This is a genomic window from Achromobacter sp. ACM02, from assembly GCF_014851605.1.
Classification (GTDB): Bacteria; Pseudomonadota; Gammaproteobacteria; order Burkholderiales; family Burkholderiaceae_B; genus Achromobacter; species Achromobacter aegrifaciens.
In genome coordinates, this window is sequence record NZ_JACUZY010000004.1 from 718856 (window position 1) to 744140 (window position 25285).

Sequence of the window (25285 nt, forward strand, 5' to 3'; positions counted from 1 at the left end):
GCCGCGGCCTCAGCCGCGGTCCACCTTCCATCCCAGTTCCGCTGAAATCCCCGCTGCGGCGCCCTGCACCACGGCGACCATGTCGCGCATGCGATCCAGCGACATATAGGGCACCGTGCTGGACACACTGATGGCGGCGACGATGCCGCTGGACGCGTCGCGCACGGGCGCCGCCACGCAGCGGATCGACGGTTCGTTGTCTTCCAGGTCGAACGCGTAGCCGTGGGCGGCATAGTCGCGCATACGGTCGCGGAAGGCCTCCCAGGTCTGGCTGCCGCCTCCCGCGCGCGACGACACCGGCGCGCCGACACGGTATAGCGCTTTCCACTGCGGCTCTTCGGTATCCAGCAGCAAGGCCTTGCCCACGCCCGTGGCGGCCAGCGGCATGCGGTGCCCCACGCGCGAGCGCATCTCCAGCCCCTTCTTGCCGGGGATCTTTTCCAGGTACAGGACTTCGTCGTTGTCGCGCACGGCCAGGTGGATGGTGTCGCCCGTCTGTTCCGCCAGGCTGTCCAGATAAGGACGCGCCAGCGTCGCCATCGGAAAGGCTTCGCGCGCCTGGAAACCCAGTTCGATCAGCTTCGGCCCCAGCACATAGCCCACGCCGGGCAGGGACCGCAGATAGCGTTCCTGCACCAGGCAGCTGGCCAGCCGGTGCGTGGTGCTGCGCGCCACGCCGATGCGGGCGCAGATTTCCTTCAGGTCGCGCGCGCCGCCGGACACGGCCTGCACCACCGCCAGGCCGCGCATCAGCGTCTGCGTGCCGGCGGGCGCGGCGCCATCGGGGTCCAGGGTGGGCGTACGGTCGGGAGTCTGCGTAGAGATCATGAAAGCGGGGCCGGGCGACAAAGAGAACGATTGCAAGCATAACCGCCACCATCGCAGCGAGATGCGGGGAAAAGGCGCGCTTTCCGGGCGATATGCCCGGAGGATGCTCCAGGCGCAGGGAGCGCGCCTCATCACCGTTCTTTCCCTGTATGTGGGATTTAATTCTATATTTTGAGATTTTTCAAGCGCTGATCTAGAATTTTTCCCATCGCCCGCCGCGTGCTCACGAACATCCGGCGGGCCTGAGACAACAAGGTCCGCAGAGCCCTGCCCCCGCGCCAGCCTCACCGCGCGTCCGCAGCCCGGTTTGCGGCCGGAAACGAGACAGCTTCTGATGACTACCGGATCTCCCGCCCGCGCGGCGCTTATCGCGCTGGATTGGGGCACCTCCTCGCTGCGCGCCTACCGTCTGGATGCCGCCGGCCGCACGCTGGATACGCGCCATCTGCCCTGGGGCATCATGCGCCTGCCGCAGCCGCTGCAGGACGGCGCCGCCACCACCGCCCTGTCGGGCTTCGAGCTGGCCTTCGAACAGGCTTGCGGCGATTGGCTGCGCGCCGAACCGGCCCTGCCTGTGATCGCCTGCGGCATGGTCGGCAGCGCCCAGGGCTGGAAGGAAGCCGCCTACCTGGACGTGCCGGTCGACCTGCAGCGCATCGGCACGCTGCTGACCAAGGTCGAACGCGAGGACGGCCCTGCCCTGCACATCGTGCCCGGCCTGATCCAGCGCCATGGCCTGCCCAACGTCATACGCGGCGAAGAAACCCAGGTCGTCGGCGTGATGGCGGACCAGGCGACCCGCAGCGCCGACAGCGTCCTGATAGGCCTGCCCGGCACGCATTCGAAGTGGGTCAGCGCCCGCCGCGGCCGCGTCACCCACTTCGACACCTTCATGACCGGCGAGGTCTACGCGGCGCTGCGCGGCCACACCATCCTGGGCCGGACCATGGCCGACGCCACCAGCGCCGACATGGCCGCCTTCGAGCGCGGCCTGAAAGTTGCCGGAGCGCCCGCCGGCCGCGCGGGCGTGCTGTCCACCATCTTCAGCACGCGCGCGCTCGGCCTGACCGGCGAACTGGCGCCCGAAGCGCAGGCTGACTATCTGTCGGGCCTGCTCATCGGCCATGAAATCGCGGCGCTTGCCGACATGCTGCAGCAGCAGGGCGAACTGCCCCGCATCGTGCTTTGCGGCGACCCCGCGCTGTGCCGGCGCTACATCCAGGCCATGCAGCACTACGGCCTGGGCACGCCCGAACAGGCGCAGAACGCCACCGAGCGCGGCCTGTGGCACCTGGCCATCTGCGCCGGGCTGATCGCCTCGCCCTCCACGGAATAGGAACCAAACATGAACCATCCCGGTCTGCAAACCGCCATGGCCCACTGCGGCCTGATCGCCATCCTGCGCGGCATCAAGCCCGCCGAGGCCGAAGCCATAGGGCAGGAACTCTATGCCGCGGGCTTTCGCCTGATCGAAGTGCCGCTGAATTCGCCCGATCCGCTGGACAGCATCCGCGCCATGCGTGCGGCGCTGCCCACCGACTGCCTGATCGGCGCGGGCACCGTGCTGGATCCCGAGGACTGCGCCCGCGTGCAGCAGGCCGGCGGCGAACTGATCGTCATGCCGCACAGCGACGCCGCAGTGATCCGCGCGGCCAAGGCGCTAGGCATGGCCTCCTGCCCCGGCGTGGCCACGCCCACCGAAGCCTACGCCGCACTGGCGGCCGGCGCCGACGTGCTGAAGATGTTTCCGGCCGAACAACTCGGCCCCGTCGTGCTGAAGGCCTGGCGCGCCGTGCTGCGCCCGCCGATCGCGCTGGCGCCCGTGGGCGGCATCACGCCCGACAACATCGCGATTTACGCCCAGGCGGGCGCCAGCGGCTTCGGCCTGGGCTCCGCCTTGTACAAACCCGGCCTGTCGGCCGCCCAAGTCGGCCAGAACGCGCGCGCATTCATCGCGGCCTGGCAACGCGCCTATCCCGCCCAGGAGACCCAAGCATGAAGATCACCAAGCTCACCACCTACATCGTGCCGCCGCGGTGGTGCTTCCTGAAGATTGAAACGGACGCCGGCATCGTAGGCTGGGGCGAACCGGTCGTCGAAGGCCGCGCCCATTCGGTCGCCGCCGCCGTCGAGGAACTATCCGACTACCTGATCGGCAAAGACCCCCGCAACATCGAAGACCACTGGACCGTGCTGTACCGCGGCGGCTTCTACCGCGGCGGCGCCATCCACATGAGCGCGCTGGCCGGCATCGACCAGGCCCTGTGGGACATCAAGGGCAAGGACCTGGGCGTACCCGTGTCGCAGCTGCTGGGCGGCAACGTGCGCGACCGCATCCGCGTGTACTCGTGGATCGGCGGCGACCGCCCGGCCGACACCGCCGCGGCCGCCAAGAGCGCCGTGGAGCGTGGCTTCACCGCCGTGAAGATGAACGGCACCGAGGAACTGCAGTACATCGATTCCTTCGACAAGGTCGAGAAGTGCCTGGAGAACGTGGCCGCCGTGCGCGACGCGGTCGGCCCCAACGTAGGCATAGGCGTGGACTTCCATGGCCGCGTGCACAAGCCCATGGCCAAGGTGCTGATGAAGGAGCTGGACCCGTTCAAGCTCATGTTCATCGAAGAACCCGTGCTGAGCGAACACTACGAAGCATTGAAGGAACTGGCCCCGCTGACCTCCACCCCGATCGCGCTGGGCGAACGCCTGTTCTCGCGCTGGGACTTCAAGCGCGTGCTGTCCGAAGGCTATGTGGACATTATCCAGCCTGACCCGTCGCACGCCGGCGGCATCACCGAGACCCGCAAGATCGCGGCCATGGCCGAAGCCTATGACGTGGCGCTGGCGCTGCACTGCCCGCTGGGCCCGATCGCGCTGGCCACCTGCCTGCAGATCGACGCCGGTTGCTACAACGCCTTCATCCAGGAACAAAGCCTGGGCATCCACTACAACGCCGCCAACGACCTGCTGGACTACGTCAGCAACCGCGAAGTCTTCGCCTACGAAGACGGCATGGTCGCGATTCCGCAAGGCCCGGGCCTGGGCATCGAGGTCAACGAGGAATACGTGAAGGAACGCGCCGCCGTGGGCCACCGCTGGCGCAACCCGATCTGGCGCCACGCCGACGGCAGCTTCGCCGAATGGTAAGCCGATAAAAATCAGCCGATAGAGAGAAAGAGGAGACATCCCTTGTCCACTGCCACCCACGCCGGCCTGCAGGGCGCCCAGCGCCCCACGCGCAGCCGGTACCTCATCATGGTGATGCTGTTCATCACCGTCGTCATCAACTACCTGGACCGCAGCAACCTGTCGATCGCAGCACCCGCGCTCAAGGACGAGTTCGGCCTGGACACCGTGCATGAAGGCCTGATCCTGTCGGCCTTCGGCTGGACTTACGCCGCCATGCAGATCCCCGGCGGCTGGCTGGTGGACCGCGTGTCGCCGCGCGTGCTGTACGCGGCCGCGCTGATCCTGTGGTCGGCAGCCACGTTCTTCATGGGCTTTGCCGGCAGCTTCGTCATCCTGTTCGTGCTGCGCCTGGCCGTGGGCGCGCTGGAAGCCCCGGCCTATCCGATCAACAACCGCGTCGTCACCACCTGGTTCCCGGAACGCGAACGCGCCACCGCCATCGGCTTCTATACCTCGGGCCAGTTCGTCGGCCTGGCGTTCCTGACGCCGGTGCTGGCCTGGTTGCAGCACCACTACGGTTGGCACATGGTGTTCGTCAGCACCGGCCTTCTGGGCATCGTATGGGGCGTGCTGTGGTTCATGATCTACCGCGAGCCGCGGCAGTTCAAGGGCGCGAACGCGGCGGAAATCGAGCTGATCCAGCAGGGCGGCGGCGTGGTCGACCTGGACCGCAGCGTCAAGGAAAAGAAGGCCCCGTTCAACTGGAACGACCTGGGCCTGGTCATGAGCAAGCGCAAGCTGTGGGGCGTGTACCTGGGCCAGTTCTGCCTGACGTCCACGCTGTGGTTCTTCCTGACCTGGTTCCCCACTTACCTGGTCAAGTACCGCGGCATGGACTTCATCAAGTCCGGCTTCCTGGCGTCGGTGCCCTTCCTGGCGGCCTTCATCGGCGTGCTGTGCTCGGGCGTGCTGTCCGACTTCCTGATCCGCCGCGGCGCCACCGTCGGCCTGGCGCGCAAGCTGCCCATCATCCTGGGCCTGCTGATATCCACGTCCATGATCGGCGCCAACTTCACCGACTCCACGCCTTGGGTGATCTTCTTCCTGGCCGTAGCCTTCTTCGGCAACGGCCTGGCGTCGATCACCTGGTCGCTGGTGTCCACGCTGGCGCCGGTGCGCCTCCTGGGCCTGACGGGCGGGGTGTTCAATTTCGTCGGCAACCTGTCGTCGATCTGCACGCCCATCGTGATCGGCTTCCTGGTGACGAAGGACAGCTTCGCGCCCGCCATCGTGTACGTGTCATCGCTGGCCCTGCTGGGTGCGCTGTCGTACATCCTGCTGGTGGGGAAGGTGGAACGGATCGAGGCCTGAGCGACGCCGCGATTTCCCTGCATGAAGAAAGGGCGCCTGCATGCACAGGCGCCCTGTTTACTTGCTGCGCGTCGCGGCTTCAGCAGCCCTGCATCGCCAGCTTGCGTTGGCGCTGGTTGCTGGCGCGCTGCCACAGCACCAGGCCCAGACCCGCTGCGGCGATGATTGCGCCGGCGACCGGCACCGCGGCATAGCCCATGCCCGCCGAGATCACGCCCCCGCCCGCTGCGGCGCCTACCGCGTTACCCAGGTTGAAGGCGCCCACGTTCACTGACGACGCCAGCCCCGGCGCATCGGTGGCGGCGCGCATGACGCGCATCTGCAGCGGCGGCACCACCGCAAACGTGCCGAAACCGAAGATCAGCAGCGCAATCGCGGCGCCGGTCTGCGTCGTAGCGAGCCACGGGAATGCCAGCAAGTCGGCGATGATCAGCACCAGGAAGGCGATCAGGCTGCCATCCAGCGAACGGTCGGCAAAACGCCCGCCCACCGTATTGCCGATAGTGAAGCCGATGCCGATCAGCACCAGCATCGCCGTGACGAAGTTGGGCGATGCGCCCGTCAGTTCGGCCAGGGTCGGCGCCACGTAGGTGTAAAGCGTGAACATCGCGCCCGCGCCCAGCACCGTGGTGAGCAGGGCCACCAGCACCACCGGGCTCTTCAGCACGGCCAGCTCGCGGCGGATGTCGGGACGGCGTCCGGCCTCGCCGGCCGGCAGCGCGAACCACAGCGACAGCATCGCGATCAGGCCCAGCACCGAGGTCGCGGCGAATGACATGCGCCAGCCTATGACCTGGCCCAGCCACGTGGCTGCGGGCACCCCGCCGACGTTGGCTATGGTCAGCCCCAGGAACATGGTGGCCACGGCGCTGGCCTGCTTGTGGCGCGGCACCACGCTGGCCGCCACCAGCGAACCCAGGCCGAAGAAGGCGCCGTGGTTCAGGCTGGTGACCAGGCGCGCCAACAGCAGCGTCGTGTAGTTGGGCGACAGCGCGGACAGCACGTTGCCCACCGTGAAGATCGCCATCAGCACCAGCAAGGCGTTGCGGCGCGACCAGCGCGACAGCGCCAGCGTCATCAGCGGCGCGCCCACCATCACGCCGATGGCGTAGGCGCTGATCAGCATGCCGGCGCTGGGTATGGACACGTCCACCCCTTCGGCGATGACGGGCAACAGGCCCATGGGAGAAAACTCGGTCACGCCGATGCCGAAGGCACCGACGGCGAGCGCCAGCAATGGCAGGCCGGCCTTCACCGGCTGGGAGTCCTGGGGATTCATCTGGTTTCCTTGGGTTCGATTGCGCCGACCGGGAGAGCGGGCCGGCGCAAAGGGGCCGGCACGCGGGAAAACCCGGATCGGAAGACAGGCGTCCAGTATGCCGCCGTCATCCTTGCGAAAAAAGGCAGGAAACAGCGAAACACTTTTGACCTGGAGTCATGAATCACGAAAAGGGGCCGATTCGTCTCAGGCCAGTCCCAGCAACCTTTCCGTCTCGCGCGCCAGGGCGACCAGGCGCGGGCCGATGTCGGCCGCGCGCTCGCGGTAAGGCCCGTCCTGCGCCGGCACGCCGCAATTGAAGACATACAGCAACGACTGATAGGGCCTGCCCAGCGGCGCGGCAAAGCCATAGGCGTCCGGCCGCCACTCCAGGTTGTTGCCGCAATAGCCCTTGCGCTCCAGATCGCGGCGCGCGGCCGCCAGGCTGGGGAGGTGGGCCTCGTAGTGCCGGGGATCAGCCACGCGCAGCTGGTTCAGGACGACCGCCCGCTCCTCATCCGACACCCGCGCCAGCCAAGCCTTGCCGGCGGCGCTGGACAACAGCGGCAGCGCCGCGCCTATATCGGGCCGCGTCTGCAAGGCTTCGTTGGAGCGGGCCGTCTCCACGTACACCATCTGGAGGCGGTCACGCACCACCAGCGACACGGCGCCGCGCGCGTGGTCGGCCAGCTGCTTCATCAGCGGCCGCGCCAATTGCCGGATCTGCATGCTGGCGAGCAAGGGATAGCTCAGCGCCAGCACCGAGGCGCCCAGCCGGTAGCGCGCCGGCTCGCCCTCGCGTTGCAGAAAACCCAATTCAACCAGCGTATGCGTCAAGCGCGCCACGGCGCTGCGCGACAGGCCGGTCTGCTGCGCGAAGTCCTTGTTCGCCAGCACTGGGCGGTCGGCGCGAAAGCACGCCAGGATATCGATGCCGCGCGCCAGCGTGGTGGTGAATTCCCGGTCCTGGTCATGCGTCATTCTGGCGCTCCAGCATTTTTTCCACGCGCGCCACCAGCGTCAGCAGACGCGGCGCGATGCGGCCGCGCAGGTCGCCCGGCCGCAGCCGCGTCACGGGCACGCCGCAGTTGAACACCAGCGCCTGGCCGTCGACCCGCGTGCGCATGGGCACCGCCACCGCGTGCACGTCCGAGTGCCAGTCGCCCTGCCCCACGCAATAGCCATGCTCGGCGTAGTCGCGCTGAGCCTGCTCCCAGTCCGGCGCGTGACGCCGCCAGACGGCGGGATCCTGGCGCCGCAGCGCCGCCAGCAAGGGCTCAGCCTCGTCCGCCGGCGCCTGCGCGAGCCAGGCGCGCCCCATGGCCGAAGGCAGCAGCGGCAGCAAGGCGCCGATGTCCGGCCGGAACGACACGGCGTCATGGCCGCGACAGGTTTCCACGTACACCATGTTCAGGCCGTGATGCATGCCCAGCGAGGCCGAGCCGCCCGCCGCATCGGCCAGGCGCTTCATCAGCGGGCGCGCCAATTGGCGAACCTTGATGCTGGCCAGAAGCGGGTAGCTCAGCGACAACACCGCCGTGCCAAGCCGGTACCGCCGCAAGCCCCCGTCGTAGCGCAGCAAGCCGCGCTGCATCAGCGTGGTGGTCAAGCGTGAAATCGTGGCCTTGGACAGGCCGGTGCGGTCCGCCAGTTCGCGGTTGCTGAGCGCGGGTTCGCCATGCCGGAACGCCTGCAGCACTGACAAGCCGTGCGCCAGCGTGGTGGCGAAGGCGGGGTCGGCATGGCGCTCGCCGGGGCGGGTGGTCATGGTGGAGGTCCTGGGCGCGGCGCGCGCGGAATGCGCGGTCTGTCCCTGCCGATCATAGAGCAGCGACGGCCCGCCATGCGTTCAAGATATCAAAACACTTGTCTCAAATCCCGCGGCCTTTTGCTAGCCTGGATTCAACACGGCGCGGCACGCATCAGCGCCCATGATGAAACGGAGACTAGCCATGATCAGGGACCCTGACGGATTCCCGCAATTCCTCGAATCGCTGCGCCGCTACGTGCGAGAGCAACTGGCGCCGCGCGAAGCCGAGGTCGCCCGCCTGGACGAGGTGCCACAGGACCTGGTCGCCGGCATGGCCGCGCAGGGACTGTTCGGCTATTCCATCCCGGAGCAATACGGCGGCGCCGGCATGACGACCGAGGAGCTGATCCTGGCGGCCATGGAACTGTCGCAATGCTCGGTGGCGTTTCGCGCCCGGGTCGGCACCAACACGGGCATCGGCTCCGAGGCGCTGGTGGCGGACGGCACCGACGCGCAGAAGGCCCGCTACCTGCCGCGGCTGGCCTCCGGGGAACTGACCGGCTGCTTCGCCCTGACCGAGCCGCAGGCGGGTTCCGACGCCACTGCGCTGCGCACCACCGCCGTGCGCGACGGCGACCACTACGTGCTGAACGGCGAGAAGTGCTTCATCACCAATGCCCCGCTGGCGGGCCTGTTCACCGTCATGGCGCGCACCGATCCCGATGCGCCGGGCGCCAAGGGCATCACCGCATTCATCGTGGAGCGCGGCACGCCGGGCCTGTCCACCGGCCAGCCCTACGACAAGATGGGCCAGGCCGGATCGCCGGTTTCCGCCGTGCATTTCGAGGACTGCCGCGTGCCGGCAGACTGCATCATCGGCGGCCAGGAAGGCGTGGGCTTCAAGACGGCCATGAAGGTGCTGAACAAGCAGCGCATCCATCTGGCCGCGCTGTGCATCGGCCCGGCGATCCGCATGCTGGACGACACGTTGCGCTTCGTGGCCGAGCGCCAGCAGTTCGGCAAGCCGCTGATGGACTTCCAGTTGATCCAGGCCATGCTGGCCGACTGCCAGACCGAGATCCAGGCCGCCCGCGCGCTGGTTCTGCAAACCGCCCGAGAGCGCGATGCGGGCGAGGACGTGACGCTGAACGCCTCGATCTGCAAGTACTTCGCGTCCGAGATGTGTGGCCGCGTGGCGGACCGATGTGTGCAGATGCATGGCGGGTACGGCTACATCGCCGATCACGGCATCGAACGCTTCTACCGCGACGTGCGCCTGTTCCGCCTGTACGAGGGCACCAGCCAGATCCATCAATTGAACATCGCCCGCCATACGCTGAGCCAGGCGGGCTACACGCCCGGCCGCTAGGGCAATACAGGGACCGCAGCCGCAAGAAGCCGGCGGCCCGCCAAACCAAAGGAGACTTCCATCATGCTGCACAAGCACCTGCCGAAGTGGATCGGCGCCATGGCCGCCGCCTTCGCCTGCGCGGCGCTGCCGCCGCAAGCCGCGGCCGCCTATCCCGACAAGCCCGTGAGGCTGATCGTGCCCTTCGCCCCGGGCGGCTCGACCGACATCCTGGGCCGCCTGCTGGCCGAGGCGCTGCATCCCATCCTGGGCCAGCCGGTCATTGTGGAGAACAAGCCCGGCGCTGGCGGCAACATCGGCGGCGATTTCGTGGCCCGCGCCGCGCCCGACGGCTACACACTGCTGCTGGCCGCTGCCGGTCCCACCGTCATCAATCCCAGCCTGTACGCCAACATGCCGTTCAATCCGGCCAAGGACCTGGCGCCCATCACCTGCCTGGAACGCGAACACAACCTGATGGTGGTGACGAAGTCCATGCCGGTGAAGACGCTAGAGGAGTTCCTGCAGTACGCGCGCAACAACCCCGGCAAACTGTCGTTCGGCTCTCCCGGCAACGGTTCGCCCGCGCAGCTGGCTGGCGAACTGCTCAAGCAGCAGACCGGCATCCAGGCCGAGCACGTGCCCTACAAAGGCACCGGCCCCGCCATCACCGACCTGGTGGCCGGCCACATCGATTTCATGATCGACAACATGCCGGCGCTGCTGCCGCAGGTCAAGGCGGGTGGCCTGCGCGCGCTGGCGGTGCCCAGCGACCAGCGCGCCACCGCCGCGCCCGACATCCCCACCTTCGATGAAGCCGGCCAGAAGGGCTTTGTGGTGATGGCCTGGAAGGGATTGATGGCGCCTGCCGGCACCGACCCCGCGGTGATCGAACGGCTGCACGCCGCCGTGGTCAAGGCGCTGCAAGACCCGCAGCTGCGCACCCGCTTCCAGGAGCTGGGCGCGGAACCGCTGGCCAGCACGCCCGCCGAGTTCGCCAAGCAGATCGCCGACGAAACCGCCTGGTGGGGCAAGCTGGTGCAGTCCACCGGCACCCGCATCCAGTAAACCCGCCGGGAGACCGCCATGCAAGCCTTGATCCGAACGCTGCGCGCACTGTGCGCCGTGGCCCTGCTGGGCGCGGCCGGGGCGGCGCAGGCCGCCGCCTACCCCGACAAACCGGTGCGCCTGATCGTGCCCTACGCGGCCGGCGGCGGCACCGACACCGCGGCGCGCATGATCGCCCGCAAGCTGGCCCCCTTGCTGGGCCAGCCCGTGGTGGTGGAAAACAAGCCCGGCGGCGCCACGCAGATCGGCACCGCTTTTGTCGCCAGCGCCGCGCCCGACGGCTACACCTTGCTGATGGGCACCGCCAACCTGGCGACCAACAGCGTGCTGTACGCCAAGCTGCCCTATGACGTGAAGAAGAACCTGACGCCCGTGGTCTGGGCCACGGATGTGCCGGTCTACCTGCTGCTGCCCGCAGCCAGCCCGATACGCAGCCTGGAAGACTTGAAGCGCGCTGCCGCGCAGCAGCAGGGGCTGACTTTCGCCACTGCGGGAACGGGCAGCATCCCCCATCTGGCAGGCGAACAGTTCGCGCACCAGACCGGCATCGCGCTGCGGCACATTCCGTACAAGGGCAGCAGCGAAGCCGCCACCGCACTGGTCGGCGGCCAGGTCCAGATGAGCTTCGACAACCTGCCGCCGGTGTATGCGCAGGTCAAGGCGGGACGTCTGCGCGCCGTCGCCATCGCCTCGCAAACGCGCAATCCCGAGCTGCCCGACGTGCCCACGCTGGCTGAACTGGGCGTGCCGATGTCGGCCTCGTCCTGGTGGGGCGTGATGGCGCCCGCCGGTACGCCCAAGGACGTGGTCGCCCTGCTGAACCGGCAGATCAACGCCGTGCTGGCCGATCCGGAAGTGCGCAGCTACTTCAGCGGGCTGGGCATGCAAGCCACGGGCGGCACGGCCGAAGCGTTCGGCCGGCACATCGCCGACGAAACCGACAGATGGCGCGCCGTGGTCAAGCAGGCCGGCGTCAAGATCGAGGAATAAACCATGCAGTCCAAGCCAGAACGCAACGGCGGCGACGCCCTGCAAGACCTGTGCGCGCGCGTGCGCCGCTTCGTCGACGAGGTGGCGATACCGGCCGAGTCCCCCGCCATTGCCCGCGACGTGGCCGCGCTGGATCGCTGCGTCGCCCAATTGCGCGTACAGGCCCGCGAGGCCGGCCTGTATGCGCCCCAGTTGCCGCAGGAATGGGGCGGACTGGGCTTGGGCTGGCGCGCCCTGGCACAGGTGCTGGAAGAAGCGGGGCGCGGCTTCCTGGGCCCCGCCGCGCTGAACTGCGCCGCGCCCGACCAGCCCAACATGCTGACGTTGCTGCGCCTGGGCGACACCGCCCAGCAGGAGCGCTTCCTCGCGCCGCTGGTGCGCGGCGAACAGCGCGCCTGCTTCGCCATGACCGAGCCCGCCCCCGGCGCCGGCTCCGATCCGTCCATGCTGCGCACGCGCGCCGAAAGGCGCAACGGACGCTGGGTGCTCAACGGCCACAAGCAATTCATCAGCGGCGGCGTGGGTGCGGATTTCGCGCTGGTGCTGGCGCGCACCGATACCGGCGCCACGCTGTTCCTGGTGCCGGCGGACACGCCGGGCTACCAGGTGGTGCGCGACATCGGCATGGTGACGGGCTACCAGATCGGCGGCCACGCCGAAATCCTGCTGCAAGACTGCGAGGTCGGTGACGAGGCCGTGCTGGGCGAGCCCGGCCGCGGCCTGGAATATGCGCAGCTGCGGCTGGAACCTGCCCGGCTGTCCCATTGCATGCGCTACATCGGCCGCGCCCGGCGCGCGCTGGAGACGGCGCAGGCCTATGTGGTGCGGCGCGAATCCTTCGGCGCGCGCCTGGCTGACCTGCAACAGATCCAGGCCATGGTCGCGGACTCCCACATCGACCTGCATGCCAGCCGCCTCATGACGCTGGACTGCGCAGCCCGCATGGACGAAGGCCTGTCGGTGAAACAGCACAGCGCCATGGCCAAGGTCTTTGTGTCCGAGGCCGTGAACCGCGTGGCCGACCGCGCCGTACAGATGATGGGCGCATCGGGCCTCTCGGACGACACGCCCGTATCCATGGTCTGGCAGGAGATGCGCCCCTTCCGCATTTATGACGGCGCCAACGAACTGCACCGCGCCACGCTGGCGCGCCGGCTGCTGGCCTGATCCCTTAAGGAGACGAACATGGAAAATCCCGAATTCCAGGCCTACCGCCTGCACGCAGGCGCGGCGGGCGAACCGCCGCAGGGCCGTTTCGACACGCTGACCGCGGACCAGTTGTCCGCGGGCGACACGCTCATCAAGGTGGCCTATGCCGGCCTGAACTACAAGGACGCGCTGGCCCAGGCCGGGCGCGGCGGCATCATCCGCGAGTATCCACGCATCGGCGGCATTGATCTTTCTGGCACCGTTGTGCATTCCGCCGACCCTGCGCTCGCGCCCGGCCAGGAGGTCGTGGTGCATGGCTTCGGCATCGGCGTGGATTGCGACGGCGGCTATGCCGAGTATGCGCGGGTGCGCCACGACTGGGTGCTGCCGCTGCCCGCCGGCATTGGACTGCGCGATGCGGCCGTGCTGGGCGCTGCGGGCTACACCGCGGCGCTCTCGCTGCACTGGATGGAGCATTGCGGACTGACGCCGGAACAAGGCGAGGTCCTGGTCACCGGCGCAACCGGCGGCGTCGCCGGCGTCGCCATCGACATCCTGAGCCAGCGCGGCTATCGCGTCTGCGCCATGTCCGGCAAGCCGGATGCGGCGGAATATCTGCGCTCGTTGGGCGCGCAAGAGGTGATTGCCCCGCCCGACCTGTCGGCCGGCATCAAGCCGCTCATGAGCGCGCGCTGGGCCGGCGTGGTCGACTCCGTGGGCGGGCCGCTGCTGGCCCACGCGTTGGCCAGCCTGAAGCCAGACGGCGTGGCCGCCGCCTTCGGCAACGCCGGCGGCGCGGAACTGCCCACCACCGTCATCCCTTTCATCTTGCGCGGCGTCAAGCTGCTGGGCATCAACGCCAACAGCCCCATGCCGCTGCGGCGCCAGGTATGGAACAAGCTCGCCGCCGAATACCGCCCCGCGCACCTGGACCTGATCGCGCGCGTCATCGAACCCCGCCAGCTGCCGCAAGCGCTGGCCGCCATGCTCGAACGCGGCAGTACGGGCCGCAGCGTCGTGCGCTACTCCTGATTTTTCATCGCCACATCATGACTGACTCTTCCCTGTCCCGCCTCTTCAATCCGCAAGGCATCGCCATCGTCGGCGCCTCGGCCACGCCCGGCAAGATCGGCGCGATGCCGGTGAAGCTGCTGCTCCAGCACGGCTACGGCGGCCGCATTATCCCCGTCAACCCGCGCGCAGACGCCATCGCCGGCCTGCCAGCCGTACCCGGCCTGGACGCGCTGGACGCGGAGGTGGACCTGGCCATTCTGGCCGTGCCGGCCGCTCATGCCGCGCAGGCGCTGGAACGCGCCCGGCCCGGGCAGGTAGGCGCCGCCGTGGTGTTCACCTCGGGTTTTTCCGAGACCGGCGCGCAAGGGGCCGCGCAACAGGAACGGCTCTGCGCCATCGCGCGCGAGCGCGGCATCCGCCTGCTGGGGCCGAATTGCCTGGGCTTCATGAACGTGCGGCGCAATGTCTACGCAACGTTCTCGCCCGCCCCCGCCAACGGCATCGTCGCCGCCGGCGGCATTGGCATGGTGTCGCAGAGCGGCGCATTCGGCGCCTACGCCTACAGCATGGCGCGCGAGCGCGCCCTGGGCCTGTCGCACTGGATCAGCACCGGCAACGAGGCCGACATCGACGTGGCCGACTGCATCGAATGGCTGGCTCGTGACGCCGATACACGCGTCATCATGGCCTACATGGAAGGCTGCCGCGACGGCGCCAAGCTGCGCCTCGCCCTGGCCGCGGCGCGCGCGGCTGGCAAGCCCGTCGTCGTCACCAAGATCGGCCGTACCCAGGCCGGCGCGCAAGCCGCGGCTTCGCATACCGCTGCGCTGGCCGGCGATGATGCCGTCTACGACGCGCTGTTCCGCCAATACGGCGCCCTGCGCGCGCGCACCATCGAGGAATTCTTCAACCTGGGCTATGCGCTGGACACCTGGAAACAGCCGCCGCAGGGCCGCCGGCTGGGGATCTTCACCATCTCTGGCGGCGTGGGCGCCTTGATGGCCGACGAGGCTGACGACACTGGCCTGGCGCTGCCCGAGCCCGCCGCCGAAGCGCAAGCCCGCCTGCTGGAGCGCGTGCCCTTCGCCAGCGGCCGCAATCCCGTCGACGTCACCGGCCAGGCCGTGTCCGAACCCGGGCTGCTGCTGGCCACCGCCGACGACATGCTGGCCGATGGACGCTACGACGCGCTGGCCGTCTTCCTGGCCGCCGCTGGATCCTCCGAAGCCTTGTGGCCTACCTTCGAGGCTTTCGCAATGCAGATGCAGGCCCGCCATCCAGACGTGCCGTTGGCCATCAGCGCGCTGTTTCCGCCCGCGCGCCGCCGGGAACTGGAGCAACTGGGCTGCCTGGTGTTCACTGATCCCAGCGCCGCCATCCGCACGATAGGCGCGGTGGCCGGGCTGGCTGCTCATACGGGTAGCGACGTGGTTGACGATGCTCCCACGATGCCCGCGGCGCACACACCGCCATTGCTGGACGCCTACAACGAAGTCCAGGCCATGGCGCTGCTGCGCCAGGCCGGCTTGCCGGCCTCGCCGTGCACGCTGGCCGCCGACGTGGACGCGGCAGTGCGCGCCGTCGCCGAGCTGGCTGCTACGGACGGCGACGCCGCTCCCGTCGTGCTCAAGGTGGTATCGCCCGACATCACGCACAAGAGCGACGTAGGCGGCGTGAAGCTCAACATCCGCGGCGAAGCCGCCGTGCGGCAGGCCTATGCCGACATCATGGCCGCCGTGCGCCAGCACCGGCCCGACGCCCGCATCGACGGCGTGCTCGTCGCGCCCATGGCGCCCAAGGGCGTGGAATGCATCGCCGGCGTGCATTGCGACCCGGCGTTCGGCCCGGTCGTCATGTTCGGGTTGGGCGGCGTCTTCGTCGAAGTGCTCAAGGATGTGAGCTTCCGCCTGGCCCCCTTCGGTCGCGAGGAAGCCCTGGCGATGATCCGCGAGATCAAGGGCTACGCGCTGCTGCAAGGCGCGCGCGGCGCGCCTCCTTGCGACGTCGATGCGCTGGCTGACGCGCTGGCGGCGCTATCCCGCTACGCCCACGCGCGGCGGGAGGACTTCAGTTCAATGGAGATCAATCCCTTGCTGGCGCTGCCCGAGGGACAAGGGGTGGTGGCACTGGATGCGGTGGTGATGCGGGGCTAGGCGCCACCCAGACGGTGGCGCCGATGCGGCCGCGGGCGGCTACGCGTCCATCCCCCACCGCCTGGCATGCTTGCGGGTGTTGGTCTTGATCCAACGCCCCAAGCGCTCGATCAACGTGCGCTCCGCGCCCCCCGGCGCCTGCGCCAGCAGTCCTGCCTGCACCTCATCCAAGGCGACGGGAAGCGCATCCACCAGCGACTCCCCTGCTGCCCTGACGTAGCGCAGGGCAAAACCCAACTCCTTAGCCATGGTCGCGATATGTTCCGCGCCGATGCTGCCCGGCTTCACTTCACCGCCGATCGCAAACGCGAAATTGCGAGCAAGCCCGGAGTACATGCCCGTGCACATCAGGTCATAAAAGGGCGCCAGCCGGTATCGGCCATCTAGCGTCTGCAGCACGGACAGGTTCTTGGCATGGCTATCGTTGTTGCCGACGCACAAGTTGAAGAATATCCATTGCAGGAATCGCTTCAAATCCGCCGCGCCGATGCCCATGCTTCCCAACAACTCCCGACATTGCTGCAGCGACGGACCGCCATCGGACTCATACTTCACGTCGGACGGCTTGCCAGCCAGCTGGCAGAGATCCAACTGATGCAGCCGCAGCAAACCACCCTTGCCGTCAGGCTTGCGGTCATACCGGGTAATCAGGCATGCGCGCGTATCGGGCTGATAGCGGACTTCCGCCACGCCCAGGCCCATTCTGGCGGCCAACTGCATGACCAGCGTTTCGTTCAGGGCCGATGACCATACGCCATCGAGGCCGCGAATATCCGGCTTCAGAATATGCGTGGACGGTGCAGCCCCCTCGGGTATCGCTGGCGAACCATCGGGCATGACCGTCAATAGAAGTTTGTCCTGCGCCCCGGCCAGAGAAATGCGGGCGCCCTCGGCGTTCTCCGCCGCCAGCGCGGGCACGGCCACGTTTTGCAGGCGCTTTGTCACGTCCTGCCATGTAGCAACCCGGTGGCGCGCCGGCGCGGGCCGCTCCCCTTGCGGCAGTATCGTCAACCCGCTGGCGGTATCCCCGCCCACGCTGCGCAGCAGACCGAAGACCGTGGTGGCATGGCGGCTGACCTGCAGAAACTTGCGTACATGCCCTTCGGGCAACAGGTTTTCAAAAAAAGCATGCACGACATCGCCCGCATGATCGCCGCTGCGCAGAGGCACCGACGGCGAAATGGCATGCGCGCCAGACCAATTCAGCCAGGCATCTTCGTACACGAAGCGCAACGGCCGCTCGTCGAACAAGCGGCCGACCTTGCGGTCAGCGTGATAGAGGTCCAGCGCGTCAGCGACGGTCACGGCAGCCTCGGGCGCTTGGGCGCTACCTGCACTTCCAGGCCCAGCAGATCCAGCATGTCCAGCACCTTCTGCAATTGCAGCGTGGGCTTGCCGCGCTCCAGATCCACCACATAGCGGTTGCCGGTGCCAGACAGGCCAGCCAAGTCCGCTTGCAGCAAACCCTGCGAGCGCCGCACCGCCTTCACCAATTCGCCCAGTTCGGTCGATGTGCGGATCGTTACGCCGGCCCCGCCTGCGAGCTCGGCAGGAATATCTTGCGAGGGCATGGCCGCCTCCAAAATTACCGATCGGTAATTTTAGGATAAAAATTTGATTGGCGCAGGAAAAAATTACCGAGCGGGAAAAAATTTGCCGCAGCACATTTTTCTACGGCCAAAAAATTACCGAACGGGAATAATTTTTTCAATCCAAGCGGGTTTTTTGTACAAAATTACCGATCGGTAATTTTTTGATCCCTGCTTGTGAAACGTCTCCCAAACGAAAAAAAGGCGCCAAGGGGCGCCTTTCCTTCTTCAAGCGGATGCGCCGCTTACTTCAGCAGCAACGCATTCAAGCGCTTCACGAACGCGGCCGGGTCGGCGATCTGCGCGCCTTCGGCCAGCAGCGCCTGATCCAGCAGCAGGCGCGCCCACTGGTCGAATTCGCCGTCTTCGGCAGCGCGGATGCGGGCCAGCAGCGGGTGCTCCGGGTTGATTTCCAGCACCGGCTTGACGTTGGGCGCTTCCTGGCCGGCGGCCTTGAGCATGCGCAGCAGGTGCGGGCTGAGTTCGTTCTGGCCCACCACCACGCACGCCGGCGAGTCCACCAGGCGCAGCGTCACGCGCACTTCCTTGACCTGGTCTTCCAACGTCTTCTGCAGGCGCTCGACCAGCGGCTTGAAGTCCTCGGCCACTTCGGCCTGGTGCTTCTTTTCTTCCTCGTCGGCCAGCTCGGCCAGGTCCAGGCCGCCCTTGGCCACCGACACCAGCGACTTGCCGTCGAATTCACGCAGATAGGACAGCATCCATTCGTCCACGCGGTCCGACAACAGCAGGACTTCGATGCCCTTCTTGCGGAAGATTTCCAGATGCGGGCTGTTGCTGGCCGCGGCGAAGGTATCCGCCGTGACGTAGTAGATCTTGTCCTGGCCTTCCTTCATGCGCGACACGTAGTCGGCGAACGACACGGTCTGGGCCTGGTCGCCCGTGTGGGTCGAGGCGAAACGCATGAGCTTGGCGATGCGTTCCAGGTTGGCCGAGTCCTCGCCCGCGCCTTCCTTCAGCACCTGGCCGAACTCCGACCAGAACGTGGCGTAGTCTTCCGGCTTGTTCTCCGCCATGTCTTCCAGCAGCGACAGGATGCGCTTGGCCGAACCTTCGCGGATGGCGCGCACGTCGCGGCTTTCCTGCAGGATTTCACGCGACACGTTCAGCGGCAGGTCGGCCGAGTCGATCACGCCGCGCACGAAGCGCAGGTACGACGGCAGCAGCTGGTCGGCGTCGTCCATGATGAAGACGCGCTTCACGTACAGCTTCACGCCGTGGCGGCCGTCGCGGTCCCACATGTCCATGGGCGCATGCTTGGGCACGTACAGCAGCTGCGTGTATTCGCTGCGGCCTTCGACGCGGTTGTGGGTCCAGGCCAGCGGGTCGTCGTAGTCGTGCGACACCGTCTTGTAGAACTCGCGATACTGCTCTTCCGTGACGTCCGACTTGCTGCGGGCCCACAGCGCGTTGGCCTGGTTCACCGTTTCCAGTTCTTCGGTCTTGACCTGCTCGCCCTTTTCCTGGTCCCACTCTTCCTTGGCCATGCGGATGGGCAGGGAGATGTGGTCCGAGTAGCGGCGCAGGATCTCGCGCAGCTTCCAGCCGTTGAGCAATTCGTCTTCGTCGGCGCGCAGGTGCAGCGTCACGTCCGTGCCGCGCGTGGCCTTCTCGGCAGCGGCGATGGTGAATTCGCCCTGGCCGTCGGATTCCCACTGGATCGCGTCCGTGGCGCCGGCGCGGCGGCTGACCACCGTGACCTTGTCGGCCACGATGAACGACGAATAGAAGCCCACGCCGAACTGGCCGATCAGCTGCGCGTCCTTCTGCTTGTGGCCGGTCAGCTGGGAGAAGAACTCCCGCGTGCCGGAGCGCGCGATCGTGCCCAGGTTGGCCACGGCTTCTTCACGCGACAGGCCAATGCCGTTGTCGGAAATCGTGATGGTGCGGGCGGCCTTGTCGTAGCTGACCGTGATGGCCAGTTCGCCATTGCCTTCCAGCAGTTCGGGCTGGTCGATGGCCTCGAAGCGCAGCTTGTCGCAGGCGTCCGATGCGTTCGACACCAGCTCGCGCAGGAAGATTTCCTTGTTGCTGTACAGCGAATGGATCATCAGGTGCAGCAGCTGCTTCACCTCTGCCTGGAACCCCAGGGTTTCGGACGTGGAAGGCGTGGCGGTTTGGCTCATAGTTCTACGTGGCTAGGTAAAAATTAGGGACGGTTATTGGCTGCCGGGACATCTGGCCCGCGCGGCCGCCGGGAAACCCTACTGATGTGGGGGCCAATGGCGCACTTTCAAGGGCGGGCAAAAAAACCCCCGCAGGTTCTAGCCTCCCCTTTTGGGGAGTGGCGGCAGCGCCTCAGAAAATCGAGAACACCTTGCGGTAACGTGTCTTGGCTTCCAGCACGGCTTCATACTGCGGCACCGCCAGCTTGCCGGCCCGGACCAGCTTGCGTATGTCGGCAACCGTGATCTGCCGTGTTTCTTGCGAACTCAGCAGGAAATCCGCCGCGCCGCGGTCCATGATCTGATAGATCGAATGGGAAATCAGCTGCGAGGGTCCAAGCTCATCCAGGTAATAGAGCTTCTCTCCCTTCTGCCAGACCGTGCCGAAGTTGTGATAAACCGCGCCGCGCTTGATCCATTCCCCAGCCGGCGCATCCGCCAGCTGGTTGACCAGCGTGGAACGGGACACCAGCCCACCGCCCCCGCCCCGCGAGTTGCGGGCCCAAACTTCCTGCGCCTGCAGGAACAACGTCTGTTTGCCGTCCGTGTACACGTATGGCGACAGCTCGGTGAAGGATCCCGAGGCGAAGGGATCGTCGCCAGCCCGTTCCACCTGCCGCGTCTGCGTGTTGTAGAAAAAGATGCCGTCCTTGCTGCGGAACAGCGCCTGGTACACATGCCGGCCGTGCTCGTTCAGCAGGCGGTACGGCGCATGCGCCGCGTCGAAGGGCTGCGCGCCCACATACACCATGCCGTCGCGGGGGTCTTGCAGATAGGGCTGGCGGTACAGGTCGCCCACCATGAAGGTGTACAGCGCGGGATCATCCGACAGCGGCAGCAACTGTTCGTGGAAATAGACGCGGCGGCCATCGGCGAAGAAATCGTCGCTGGAACGCACGTCGCCATCCCGGCCTGCAGGCAGGCGGCGCAGCGAAGCGGGCGCCGCCTGCGGCATTTCGCGGCCGCGGTAGTACACGCGTACATCGTCGGTGGCCAGCTCGCGGTCCAGCAACGGCCGGTAGGGCCGGGCGCTGGCCGGCAGGACGACGAACGGATACAGGTAGGTCTGCGGCTTGGGGCCGGCGTCCGCCCGGTACTGGATCTTCTGCCAGAACTCGTCCAGCATGCCCAGTTCCTCGTTGCGCACACTGTGCATCGAACAGAAAACCGTAACCGCGCCGTCGCTGAAATAGCTGTTGCCCAGGTAGCGTGCCGACGCCGGCTTCATGTCAGGCAGGAGCTGGTTGCCGCAGTACACGTGCCGCTGGTCCCTGGCCGCCTGCCTGCCGTCGAAAGCCCCGGTATCGAAGGCCGCGAAACTGGCCGGATCGGCCTCGTCCATGCGGTAATAGCCGTTGCTGGGGACCGCGGCGTAAACGCCGCCCTGATAATTCTTATAGATGCTGTTGCCGTAAGACTGCCCACGGTCGACGGCCGCGAAGTCGTCGCCGTCCATCAACCAGAACAACAGGAACATCGGCAGCGCGGCGATGATCAGAACCAGCGTGATCACGGCCCATTTGGCGCGTTTTTGCATGGAGTGGCGGGGCTGACCTGCCGTTGATTGGCGACCAGGGATTCTAACCAGCGGCGGAGATCCCGGCCCGCGCCTGCGCCCCCCTCCCGGTCCGTCCCCGGACGGCACGGGGCCTTCCCCGCTAAAATCCCGCACTTTCCTCCCCTACCCATCCCTGGCCGGCCCATCCGCCATGCAACCCGCCTCCCTGACCCAACCCGCCCCCCACGGCTCATCCGACGCCGACCCCAGCCCTGACCTGGTCTACGGCCCCGACGACCGTCCCGCGCCTCCCGTGGCCTTTGTCGCCGCCCTGCAGCACCTGCTGGCCATCCTGGTTCCCATCGTCACCCCCGGCCTGCTGATCTGCCAGGCCCTGGGCGTGAGCACCCGCGACACCACCCTGATCGTGTCCATGTCGCTGGTCATCTCCGGCATCGCCACCTACGTCCAGTGCAAGCGCTTCGGCCCCCTGGGCGCCGGACTGCTGATCGTGCAGGGCACCAGTTTCAACTTCGTCGGCCCGCTGATCGCTGGCGGCTCGGTCATGGTCAAGCAAGGCACCCCGGTCGAAGCCGTCATGGCCGCCATCTTCGGCGTGGTCATCGCCGGCTCCTTCGTTGAAATGGGCATCAGCCGCATCCTGCCCTTCGTCAAGCGCCTGATCACCCCGCTGGTCACCGGCATCGTGGTGCTGTTGATCGGCCTGACGCTGATCAAGGTCGGCCTCATCAGCATGGGCGGCGGCTACAGCGCCATGGGCAACGGCACCTTCGCCAGCGCCGAGAACCTGACGCTGTCCGGCCTGGTCCTGGGCACCATCATCCTGCTGAACCGCGTGCCGGTCGTGTGGGTGCGCAGCACCGCCCTGGTGCTGGCGCTGGCCGTCGGCTACATCGCAGCCGCCTACATGGGCCGCCTGGACTTCACCGGCGCCCGCGAAGCCGCCCTGTTCCAGATCCCCACCCCGCTGCACTTCGGCCTGGGTTTCTCGTGGGCGCTGTTCGTGCCCATGCTGATCATCTACCTGGTCACGTCCCTGGAAGCCATCGGCGACGTCACCGCCACCAGCAAGGTCTCCAAGCAGCCCGTCGAAGGCCCGCTGTGGATGCAGCGCATCAAGGGCGGCGTCCTGGTCAACGGCGCGAATTCGCTCCTGGCCGGGGTCTTCAACACCTTCCCCAGCTCGGTCTTCGCACAGAACAACGGCGTGATCCAGCTGACCGGCATCGCCAGCCGCCACGTCGGCGTGTGGATCGCCGGCATGCTGATCCTGCTGGGCCTGTTCCCGGCCGTGGCCGGCATCCTGCAGGCCGTGCCTGAACCCGTCCTGGGCGGCGCCGCCATGGTCATGTTCGGCGCGGTCGCCGCGTCCGGCATCAACATCCTGGCCGGCATCCACCTGGACCGCCGCGCCCTGCTGATCATCGCCGTGTCCCTGGCCCTGGGCCTGGGCGTGTCGCAAGTGCCGGAGATCCTGTCGCACCTGCCCCATGCCGTGAAGAACGTGCTGGAGTCGGGCGTCGCCACCGGCGGCATCTGCGCGCTGGTGATGAACTGGTTTTTGCCTGAGAAGAAGTAAGGCAGCGGATTCCTCGGAAAGCCGGTCCCGGCCTGCGCCTGTGTGCGGAGGGACTGGCCCCCGTCAGATGGCTGGATCCAGGGCCGCCTGACAATTTTTCCCAGACCGCATATAATCGCCGTCTTCGCTTCTCCCGCGACCGTCATCTGGACGTGTCCGCGACCTCCTAGCCCGGGTGGTGAAATTGGTAGACGCAGGGGACTCAAAATCCCCCGCCGCAAGGCGTGCCGGTTCGATTCCGGCCCCGGGCACCATCACCAAATCTTCTGCTAATTCAAGCCATTAGAAGATTTCGCAGTACAAGCCCCGCACCGGGGGATTTTCCTAAAATTGTGGTCAGGTACAGTTTCGGTACAGTGATGCGGCGCTAGCCTCATACGGAGTACTCATGGCTACGATTGTTAAGACGTCCTCGGGCACTTGGAAAGCCCTCATTCGCAAGACAGGCTGGCCGGCCACGGCCAAGACGTTCCGCACCAAGCGCGACGCCGAAGACTGGGCGCGCCGTACCGAAGACGAAATGGTGCGCGGCGTATACATCCAGCGGGCGCCGGCCGAGCGCATGACCGTCGAAGCGGCACTGACCCGCTACCTCAAGGAAGTCACGCCCACCAAGCGGGCCTCCACCCAAGCCGGCGAACACAAGAAGGCACAGGTCATCATCCGGCATCTTGGCAAATATTCGCTGGCCGCTCTGAACGCCGAGATCGTGGCGCAGTTCCGTGACATGCGACTGGCGGGCGACCCGGACAAGAATGGCAAGCTACGGCCTCGCAGTAACAACACGGTACGCCTGGAACTGGCCCTGCTAGGCCACCTGTTCACCGTCGCGATCAAGGAATGGGGCATCGGCCTGCCCTTCAATCCCGTGTCCAACATTCGTCGCCCTGCCCCCGGCTCGGGCCGCAACCGGCGATTGACTCCCGAAGAACAGACCAGGCTGCTGCAAGCCGTCGATAAGCACTCGAACCCGATGTTCGGATGGATCGTCCGCATTGCCGTTCAAACCGGCATGCGGCTGTCCGAGATTGCGACGCTGCGTATTCGGCAAGTGGACATCGAGCGGCGCGTCGTGCGGCTGGACCACACCAAGAACTCTTCTCCCCGCACCGTTCCTCTCACTACCGAGGCAACGCGCGCGTTCACGGAGGCACTGGCCAACCCCCTGCGCCCAGCCGAAACCGAACTGGTGTTCTTCGGCGAACCCGGCCGGGATGGCATACGGCGCCCCTACCTGTTCGACAAAGCATGGACCGATGCCAAGCGAGCAGCGGGCCTCGAAGACTTTCGCTTTCACGACCTGCGGCACGAGGCTGTCAGCCGGTTCGTGGAAGCCGGCTTGAGCGATCAGGAGGTGTCAGCCATCAGCGGCCACAAGTCGATGCAGATGCTCAAGCGTTATACGCATCTTCGTGCCGAAGACCTGGTGCAGAAGCTGGACCGCCTCGCGCGGCGCGCGCCGTCCACTTCTAAACAACGGAGTGAGGCCGACCCCCAAACAGAGAACAACGCATAATCGCCCCATCGCGTTGCCATAATGAATAACCGATTGTCTTAACCTAGAGAGGAAGCTAGTTTTGCATACCGCTATCAAGATCGTCGCCATCAGCAGCCTTGCTCTTACCCTTGCCGCGTGCGGCAGCGCCAAGGACGCCAACAAGAGCAACTTCAGCAAGGCCATACAGGCATACCTGGACACTCAAAAGGGCCTATGCGCTGCGATTCCTGCTAAGGGCTTGCCGTTCACTCTGGCGAATCAAGACATGCTGGGCGGTCAGAGCAAGAAGCGCGCCGACGCGCTGGTCGATGCCGGGCTGCTGACGAAGCGAGACACCGAAGTCAAAGCCATGTTTGGCAACAAGATGGAGCCGGCCACCGAGTATCAAATCACTGACACCGGCAAGAAATTTCTCGTCGCCAATGGTGCCAATACGATGGCTGGACAAGATGCCTTCTGCACTGGCAAGTACACCGTTGTGGAAGTGAGCAACTTCACTGAACCCAGCGACATGATGGGCGTAAAGCTGTCGCAGGTGAACTACCGCTACAAGGTAGAGGGCGCAGATGATTGGGCCAAATCGGAAAGCATGCGTGCCAATTACAAGAATTTTGCGGAACAGACGCAGGGAGATATCCAGGGTAAGGCGGCTGTCATCCTGACCAACGATGGATGGATGCACGAGCGCCTGTTCAAGCGCGGATAACACCCCTGACGCAGTTCCAAATCGAAAAGTGTTGATTTGCAGGCAGAGTTGACCCACTTTTACGTTTGATTTGCATCTAATTCTGACCCACCTCGTGAACACTATCCTGCTCGGTACCCGTGCAGGAGACAGGAGTGATCGACGTGGCTCTTCTCA

Annotated in this window: 21 protein-coding genes and 1 tRNA gene; 14 read left to right on the forward strand and 8 right to left on the reverse strand. The window is 66.5% G+C overall.

Annotation, left to right across the window (positions count from 1 at the left end):
• Nucleotides 1-9: 9 nt before the first annotated feature.
• Nucleotides 10-828 (reverse strand): IclR family transcriptional regulator, encoded by an 819-nt coding sequence (locus tag IB258_RS15825; protein ID WP_192352847.1) that lies wholly within the window; start codon nt 826-828, stop codon nt 10-12.
• 334 nt (nt 829-1162) lie between these two features.
• Here IB258_RS15825 and IB258_RS15830 point away from each other — a divergent pair, with 334 nt between their 5' ends.
• From IB258_RS15830 to IB258_RS15845, 4 genes are read left to right on the forward strand one after another with little or no spacing between them, the layout of a single operon-like run.
• Nucleotides 1163-2164: a 2-dehydro-3-deoxygalactonokinase gene (locus tag IB258_RS15830; protein ID WP_192352848.1), complete on the forward strand. Its 1002-nt coding sequence runs from the start codon at nt 1163-1165 to the stop codon at nt 2162-2164.
• A 9-nt stretch (nt 2165-2173) separates the two neighbouring features.
• Entirely contained in the window at nt 2174-2827 is a 654-nt protein-coding gene (locus IB258_RS15835) for a 2-dehydro-3-deoxy-6-phosphogalactonate aldolase (RefSeq protein WP_054459326.1), read from the forward strand.
• Nucleotides 2824-3972, forward strand: coding sequence for a galactonate dehydratase (gene dgoD, locus IB258_RS15840; protein WP_054459324.1), 1149 nt, complete (start codon nt 2824-2826; stop codon nt 3970-3972). Before IB258_RS15835 ends, dgoD begins: the two co-directional genes overlap by 4 nt.
• Nucleotides 3973-4014: 42 nt before the next feature.
• Entirely contained in the window at nt 4015-5325 is a 1311-nt protein-coding gene (locus IB258_RS15845; RefSeq protein ID WP_119450466.1) for an MFS transporter, read from the forward strand.
• Nucleotides 5326-5404: 79 nt separating this feature from the next.
• Here IB258_RS15845 and IB258_RS15850 read toward each other — a convergent pair whose 3' ends face one another.
• From IB258_RS15850 to IB258_RS15860, 3 genes are all read right to left on the reverse strand, one after another.
• Nucleotides 5405-6604, reverse strand: a complete 1200-nt coding sequence (locus tag IB258_RS15850) for an MFS transporter (protein ID WP_054459320.1) — start codon at nt 6602-6604, stop codon at nt 5405-5407.
• A 186-nt stretch (nt 6605-6790) separates the two neighbouring features.
• Nucleotides 6791-7564 carry an IclR family transcriptional regulator gene (locus IB258_RS15855; protein WP_192352849.1) on the reverse strand — a complete coding sequence of 258 codons (774 nt, stop codon included), beginning with the start codon at nt 7562-7564 and terminating at the stop codon, nt 6791-6793.
• Entirely contained in the window at nt 7554-8351 is a 798-nt protein-coding gene (locus IB258_RS15860; protein WP_119450470.1) for an IclR family transcriptional regulator, read from the reverse strand. The genes IB258_RS15855 and IB258_RS15860 overlap by 11 nt, the downstream gene beginning before the upstream one ends.
• Before the next feature lie 184 nt (nt 8352-8535).
• Here IB258_RS15860 and IB258_RS15865 point away from each other — a divergent pair, with 184 nt between their 5' ends.
• The 6 genes from IB258_RS15865 to IB258_RS15890 all read left to right on the forward strand — a co-directional run bounded on the left by IB258_RS15865 (nt 8536) and on the right by IB258_RS15890 (nt 16055).
• Nucleotides 8536-9702 (forward strand): acyl-CoA dehydrogenase family protein, encoded by a 1167-nt coding sequence (locus tag IB258_RS15865; protein WP_175212700.1) that lies wholly within the window; start codon nt 8536-8538, stop codon nt 9700-9702.
• A 63-nt stretch (nt 9703-9765) separates the two neighbouring features.
• Nucleotides 9766-10749 (forward strand): tripartite tricarboxylate transporter substrate binding protein, encoded by a 984-nt coding sequence (locus IB258_RS15870; RefSeq protein WP_119450472.1) that lies wholly within the window; start codon nt 9766-9768, stop codon nt 10747-10749.
• A gap of 18 nt (nt 10750-10767) precedes the next feature.
• Nucleotides 10768-11739, forward strand: coding sequence for a tripartite tricarboxylate transporter substrate binding protein (locus tag IB258_RS15875; RefSeq protein ID WP_192352850.1), 972 nt, complete (start codon nt 10768-10770; stop codon nt 11737-11739).
• A gap of 3 nt (nt 11740-11742) precedes the next feature.
• Nucleotides 11743-12906 (forward strand): acyl-CoA dehydrogenase family protein, encoded by a 1164-nt coding sequence (locus IB258_RS15880; protein ID WP_192352851.1) that lies wholly within the window; start codon nt 11743-11745, stop codon nt 12904-12906.
• Between the two features lie 18 nt (nt 12907-12924).
• Nucleotides 12925-13920 carry an acryloyl-CoA reductase gene (locus tag IB258_RS15885; protein WP_192352852.1) on the forward strand — a complete coding sequence of 332 codons (996 nt, stop codon included), beginning with the start codon at nt 12925-12927 and terminating at the stop codon, nt 13918-13920.
• 17 nt (nt 13921-13937) lie between these two features.
• Nucleotides 13938-16055 carry an acetate--CoA ligase family protein gene (locus IB258_RS15890; protein ID WP_192352853.1) on the forward strand — a complete coding sequence of 706 codons (2118 nt, stop codon included), beginning with the start codon at nt 13938-13940 and terminating at the stop codon, nt 16053-16055.
• A 39-nt stretch (nt 16056-16094) separates the two neighbouring features.
• On the opposite strand, the gene IB258_RS15895 is transcribed toward IB258_RS15890, so the two are convergent.
• From IB258_RS15895 to IB258_RS15910, 4 genes are all read right to left on the reverse strand, one after another.
• Complete coding sequence (locus tag IB258_RS15895; protein ID WP_192352854.1) at nt 16095-17360, reverse strand: type II toxin-antitoxin system HipA family toxin; 1266 nt, start codon at nt 17358-17360, stop codon at nt 16095-16097.
• Nucleotides 17357-17626, reverse strand: coding sequence for a helix-turn-helix domain-containing protein (locus IB258_RS15900; RefSeq protein ID WP_119450477.1), 270 nt, complete (start codon nt 17624-17626; stop codon nt 17357-17359). The genes IB258_RS15895 and IB258_RS15900 overlap by 4 nt, the downstream gene beginning before the upstream one ends.
• A 263-nt stretch (nt 17627-17889) precedes the next feature.
• Nucleotides 17890-19788 carry a molecular chaperone HtpG gene (htpG, locus tag IB258_RS15905; RefSeq protein ID WP_192352855.1) on the reverse strand — a complete coding sequence of 633 codons (1899 nt, stop codon included), beginning with the start codon at nt 19786-19788 and terminating at the stop codon, nt 17890-17892.
• Nucleotides 19789-19960: 172 nt separating this feature from the next.
• Entirely contained in the window at nt 19961-21364 is a 1404-nt protein-coding gene (locus tag IB258_RS15910; RefSeq protein WP_192352856.1) for a DKNYY domain-containing protein, read from the reverse strand.
• Nucleotides 21365-21536: 172 nt separating this feature from the next.
• Here IB258_RS15910 and IB258_RS15915 point away from each other — a divergent pair, with 172 nt between their 5' ends.
• The 4 genes from IB258_RS15915 to IB258_RS15930 all read left to right on the forward strand — a co-directional run bounded on the left by IB258_RS15915 (nt 21537) and on the right by IB258_RS15930 (nt 25129).
• The gene (locus IB258_RS15915) at nt 21537-22925 is read left to right on the forward strand and encodes a uracil-xanthine permease family protein (RefSeq protein ID WP_054459298.1); all 1389 of its coding nucleotides are present in this window, start codon (nt 21537-21539) and stop codon (nt 22923-22925) included.
• Nucleotides 22926-23094: 169 nt separating this feature from the next.
• Nucleotides 23095-23179, forward strand: a tRNA-Leu gene (locus tag IB258_RS15920).
• A 134-nt stretch (nt 23180-23313) separates the two neighbouring features.
• Nucleotides 23314-24441 (forward strand): site-specific integrase, encoded by a 1128-nt coding sequence (locus IB258_RS15925; RefSeq protein WP_192352857.1) that lies wholly within the window; start codon nt 23314-23316, stop codon nt 24439-24441.
• Nucleotides 24442-24502: 61 nt separating this feature from the next.
• Nucleotides 24503-25129 carry a hypothetical protein gene (locus IB258_RS15930; protein ID WP_012416083.1) on the forward strand — a complete coding sequence of 209 codons (627 nt, stop codon included), beginning with the start codon at nt 24503-24505 and terminating at the stop codon, nt 25127-25129.
• Nucleotides 25130-25285: the final 156 nt, after the last annotated feature.

Coding starts and splice junctions, on each gene's coding strand:
- IB258_RS15850 (WP_054459320.1), bottom strand. CDS start 6,604: ATGAATCCCCAGGACTCCCAGCCGGTGAAGGCCGGCCTGCCATTGCTG.
- IB258_RS15885 (WP_192352852.1), top strand. CDS start 12,925: ATGGAAAATCCCGAATTCCAGGCCTACCGCCTGCACGCAGGCGCGGCG.
- IB258_RS15865 (WP_175212700.1), top strand. CDS start 8,536: ATGATCAGGGACCCTGACGGATTCCCGCAATTCCTCGAATCGCTGCGC.
- IB258_RS15900 (WP_119450477.1), bottom strand. CDS start 17,626: ATGCCCTCGCAAGATATTCCTGCCGAGCTCGCAGGCGGGGCCGGCGTA.
- IB258_RS15890 (WP_192352853.1), top strand. CDS start 13,938: ATGACTGACTCTTCCCTGTCCCGCCTCTTCAATCCGCAAGGCATCGCC.
- IB258_RS15855 (WP_192352849.1), bottom strand. CDS start 7,564: ATGACGCATGACCAGGACCGGGAATTCACCACCACGCTGGCGCGCGGC.
- htpG (WP_192352855.1), bottom strand. CDS start 19,788: ATGAGCCAAACCGCCACGCCTTCCACGTCCGAAACCCTGGGGTTCCAG.
- IB258_RS15825 (WP_192352847.1), bottom strand. CDS start 828: ATGATCTCTACGCAGACTCCCGACCGTACGCCCACCCTGGACCCCGAT.
- IB258_RS15925 (WP_192352857.1), top strand. CDS start 23,314: ATGGCTACGATTGTTAAGACGTCCTCGGGCACTTGGAAAGCCCTCATT.
- IB258_RS15875 (WP_192352850.1), top strand. CDS start 10,768: ATGCAAGCCTTGATCCGAACGCTGCGCGCACTGTGCGCCGTGGCCCTG.
- dgoD (WP_054459324.1), top strand. CDS start 2,824: ATGAAGATCACCAAGCTCACCACCTACATCGTGCCGCCGCGGTGGTGC.
- IB258_RS15870 (WP_119450472.1), top strand. CDS start 9,766: ATGCTGCACAAGCACCTGCCGAAGTGGATCGGCGCCATGGCCGCCGCC.
- IB258_RS15830 (WP_192352848.1), top strand. CDS start 1,163: ATGACTACCGGATCTCCCGCCCGCGCGGCGCTTATCGCGCTGGATTGG.
- IB258_RS15915 (WP_054459298.1), top strand. CDS start 21,537: ATGCAACCCGCCTCCCTGACCCAACCCGCCCCCCACGGCTCATCCGAC.
- IB258_RS15910 (WP_192352856.1), bottom strand. CDS start 21,364: ATGCAAAAACGCGCCAAATGGGCCGTGATCACGCTGGTTCTGATCATC.
- IB258_RS15835 (WP_054459326.1), top strand. CDS start 2,174: ATGAACCATCCCGGTCTGCAAACCGCCATGGCCCACTGCGGCCTGATC.
- IB258_RS15880 (WP_192352851.1), top strand. CDS start 11,743: ATGCAGTCCAAGCCAGAACGCAACGGCGGCGACGCCCTGCAAGACCTG.
- IB258_RS15860 (WP_119450470.1), bottom strand. CDS start 8,351: ATGACCACCCGCCCCGGCGAGCGCCATGCCGACCCCGCCTTCGCCACC.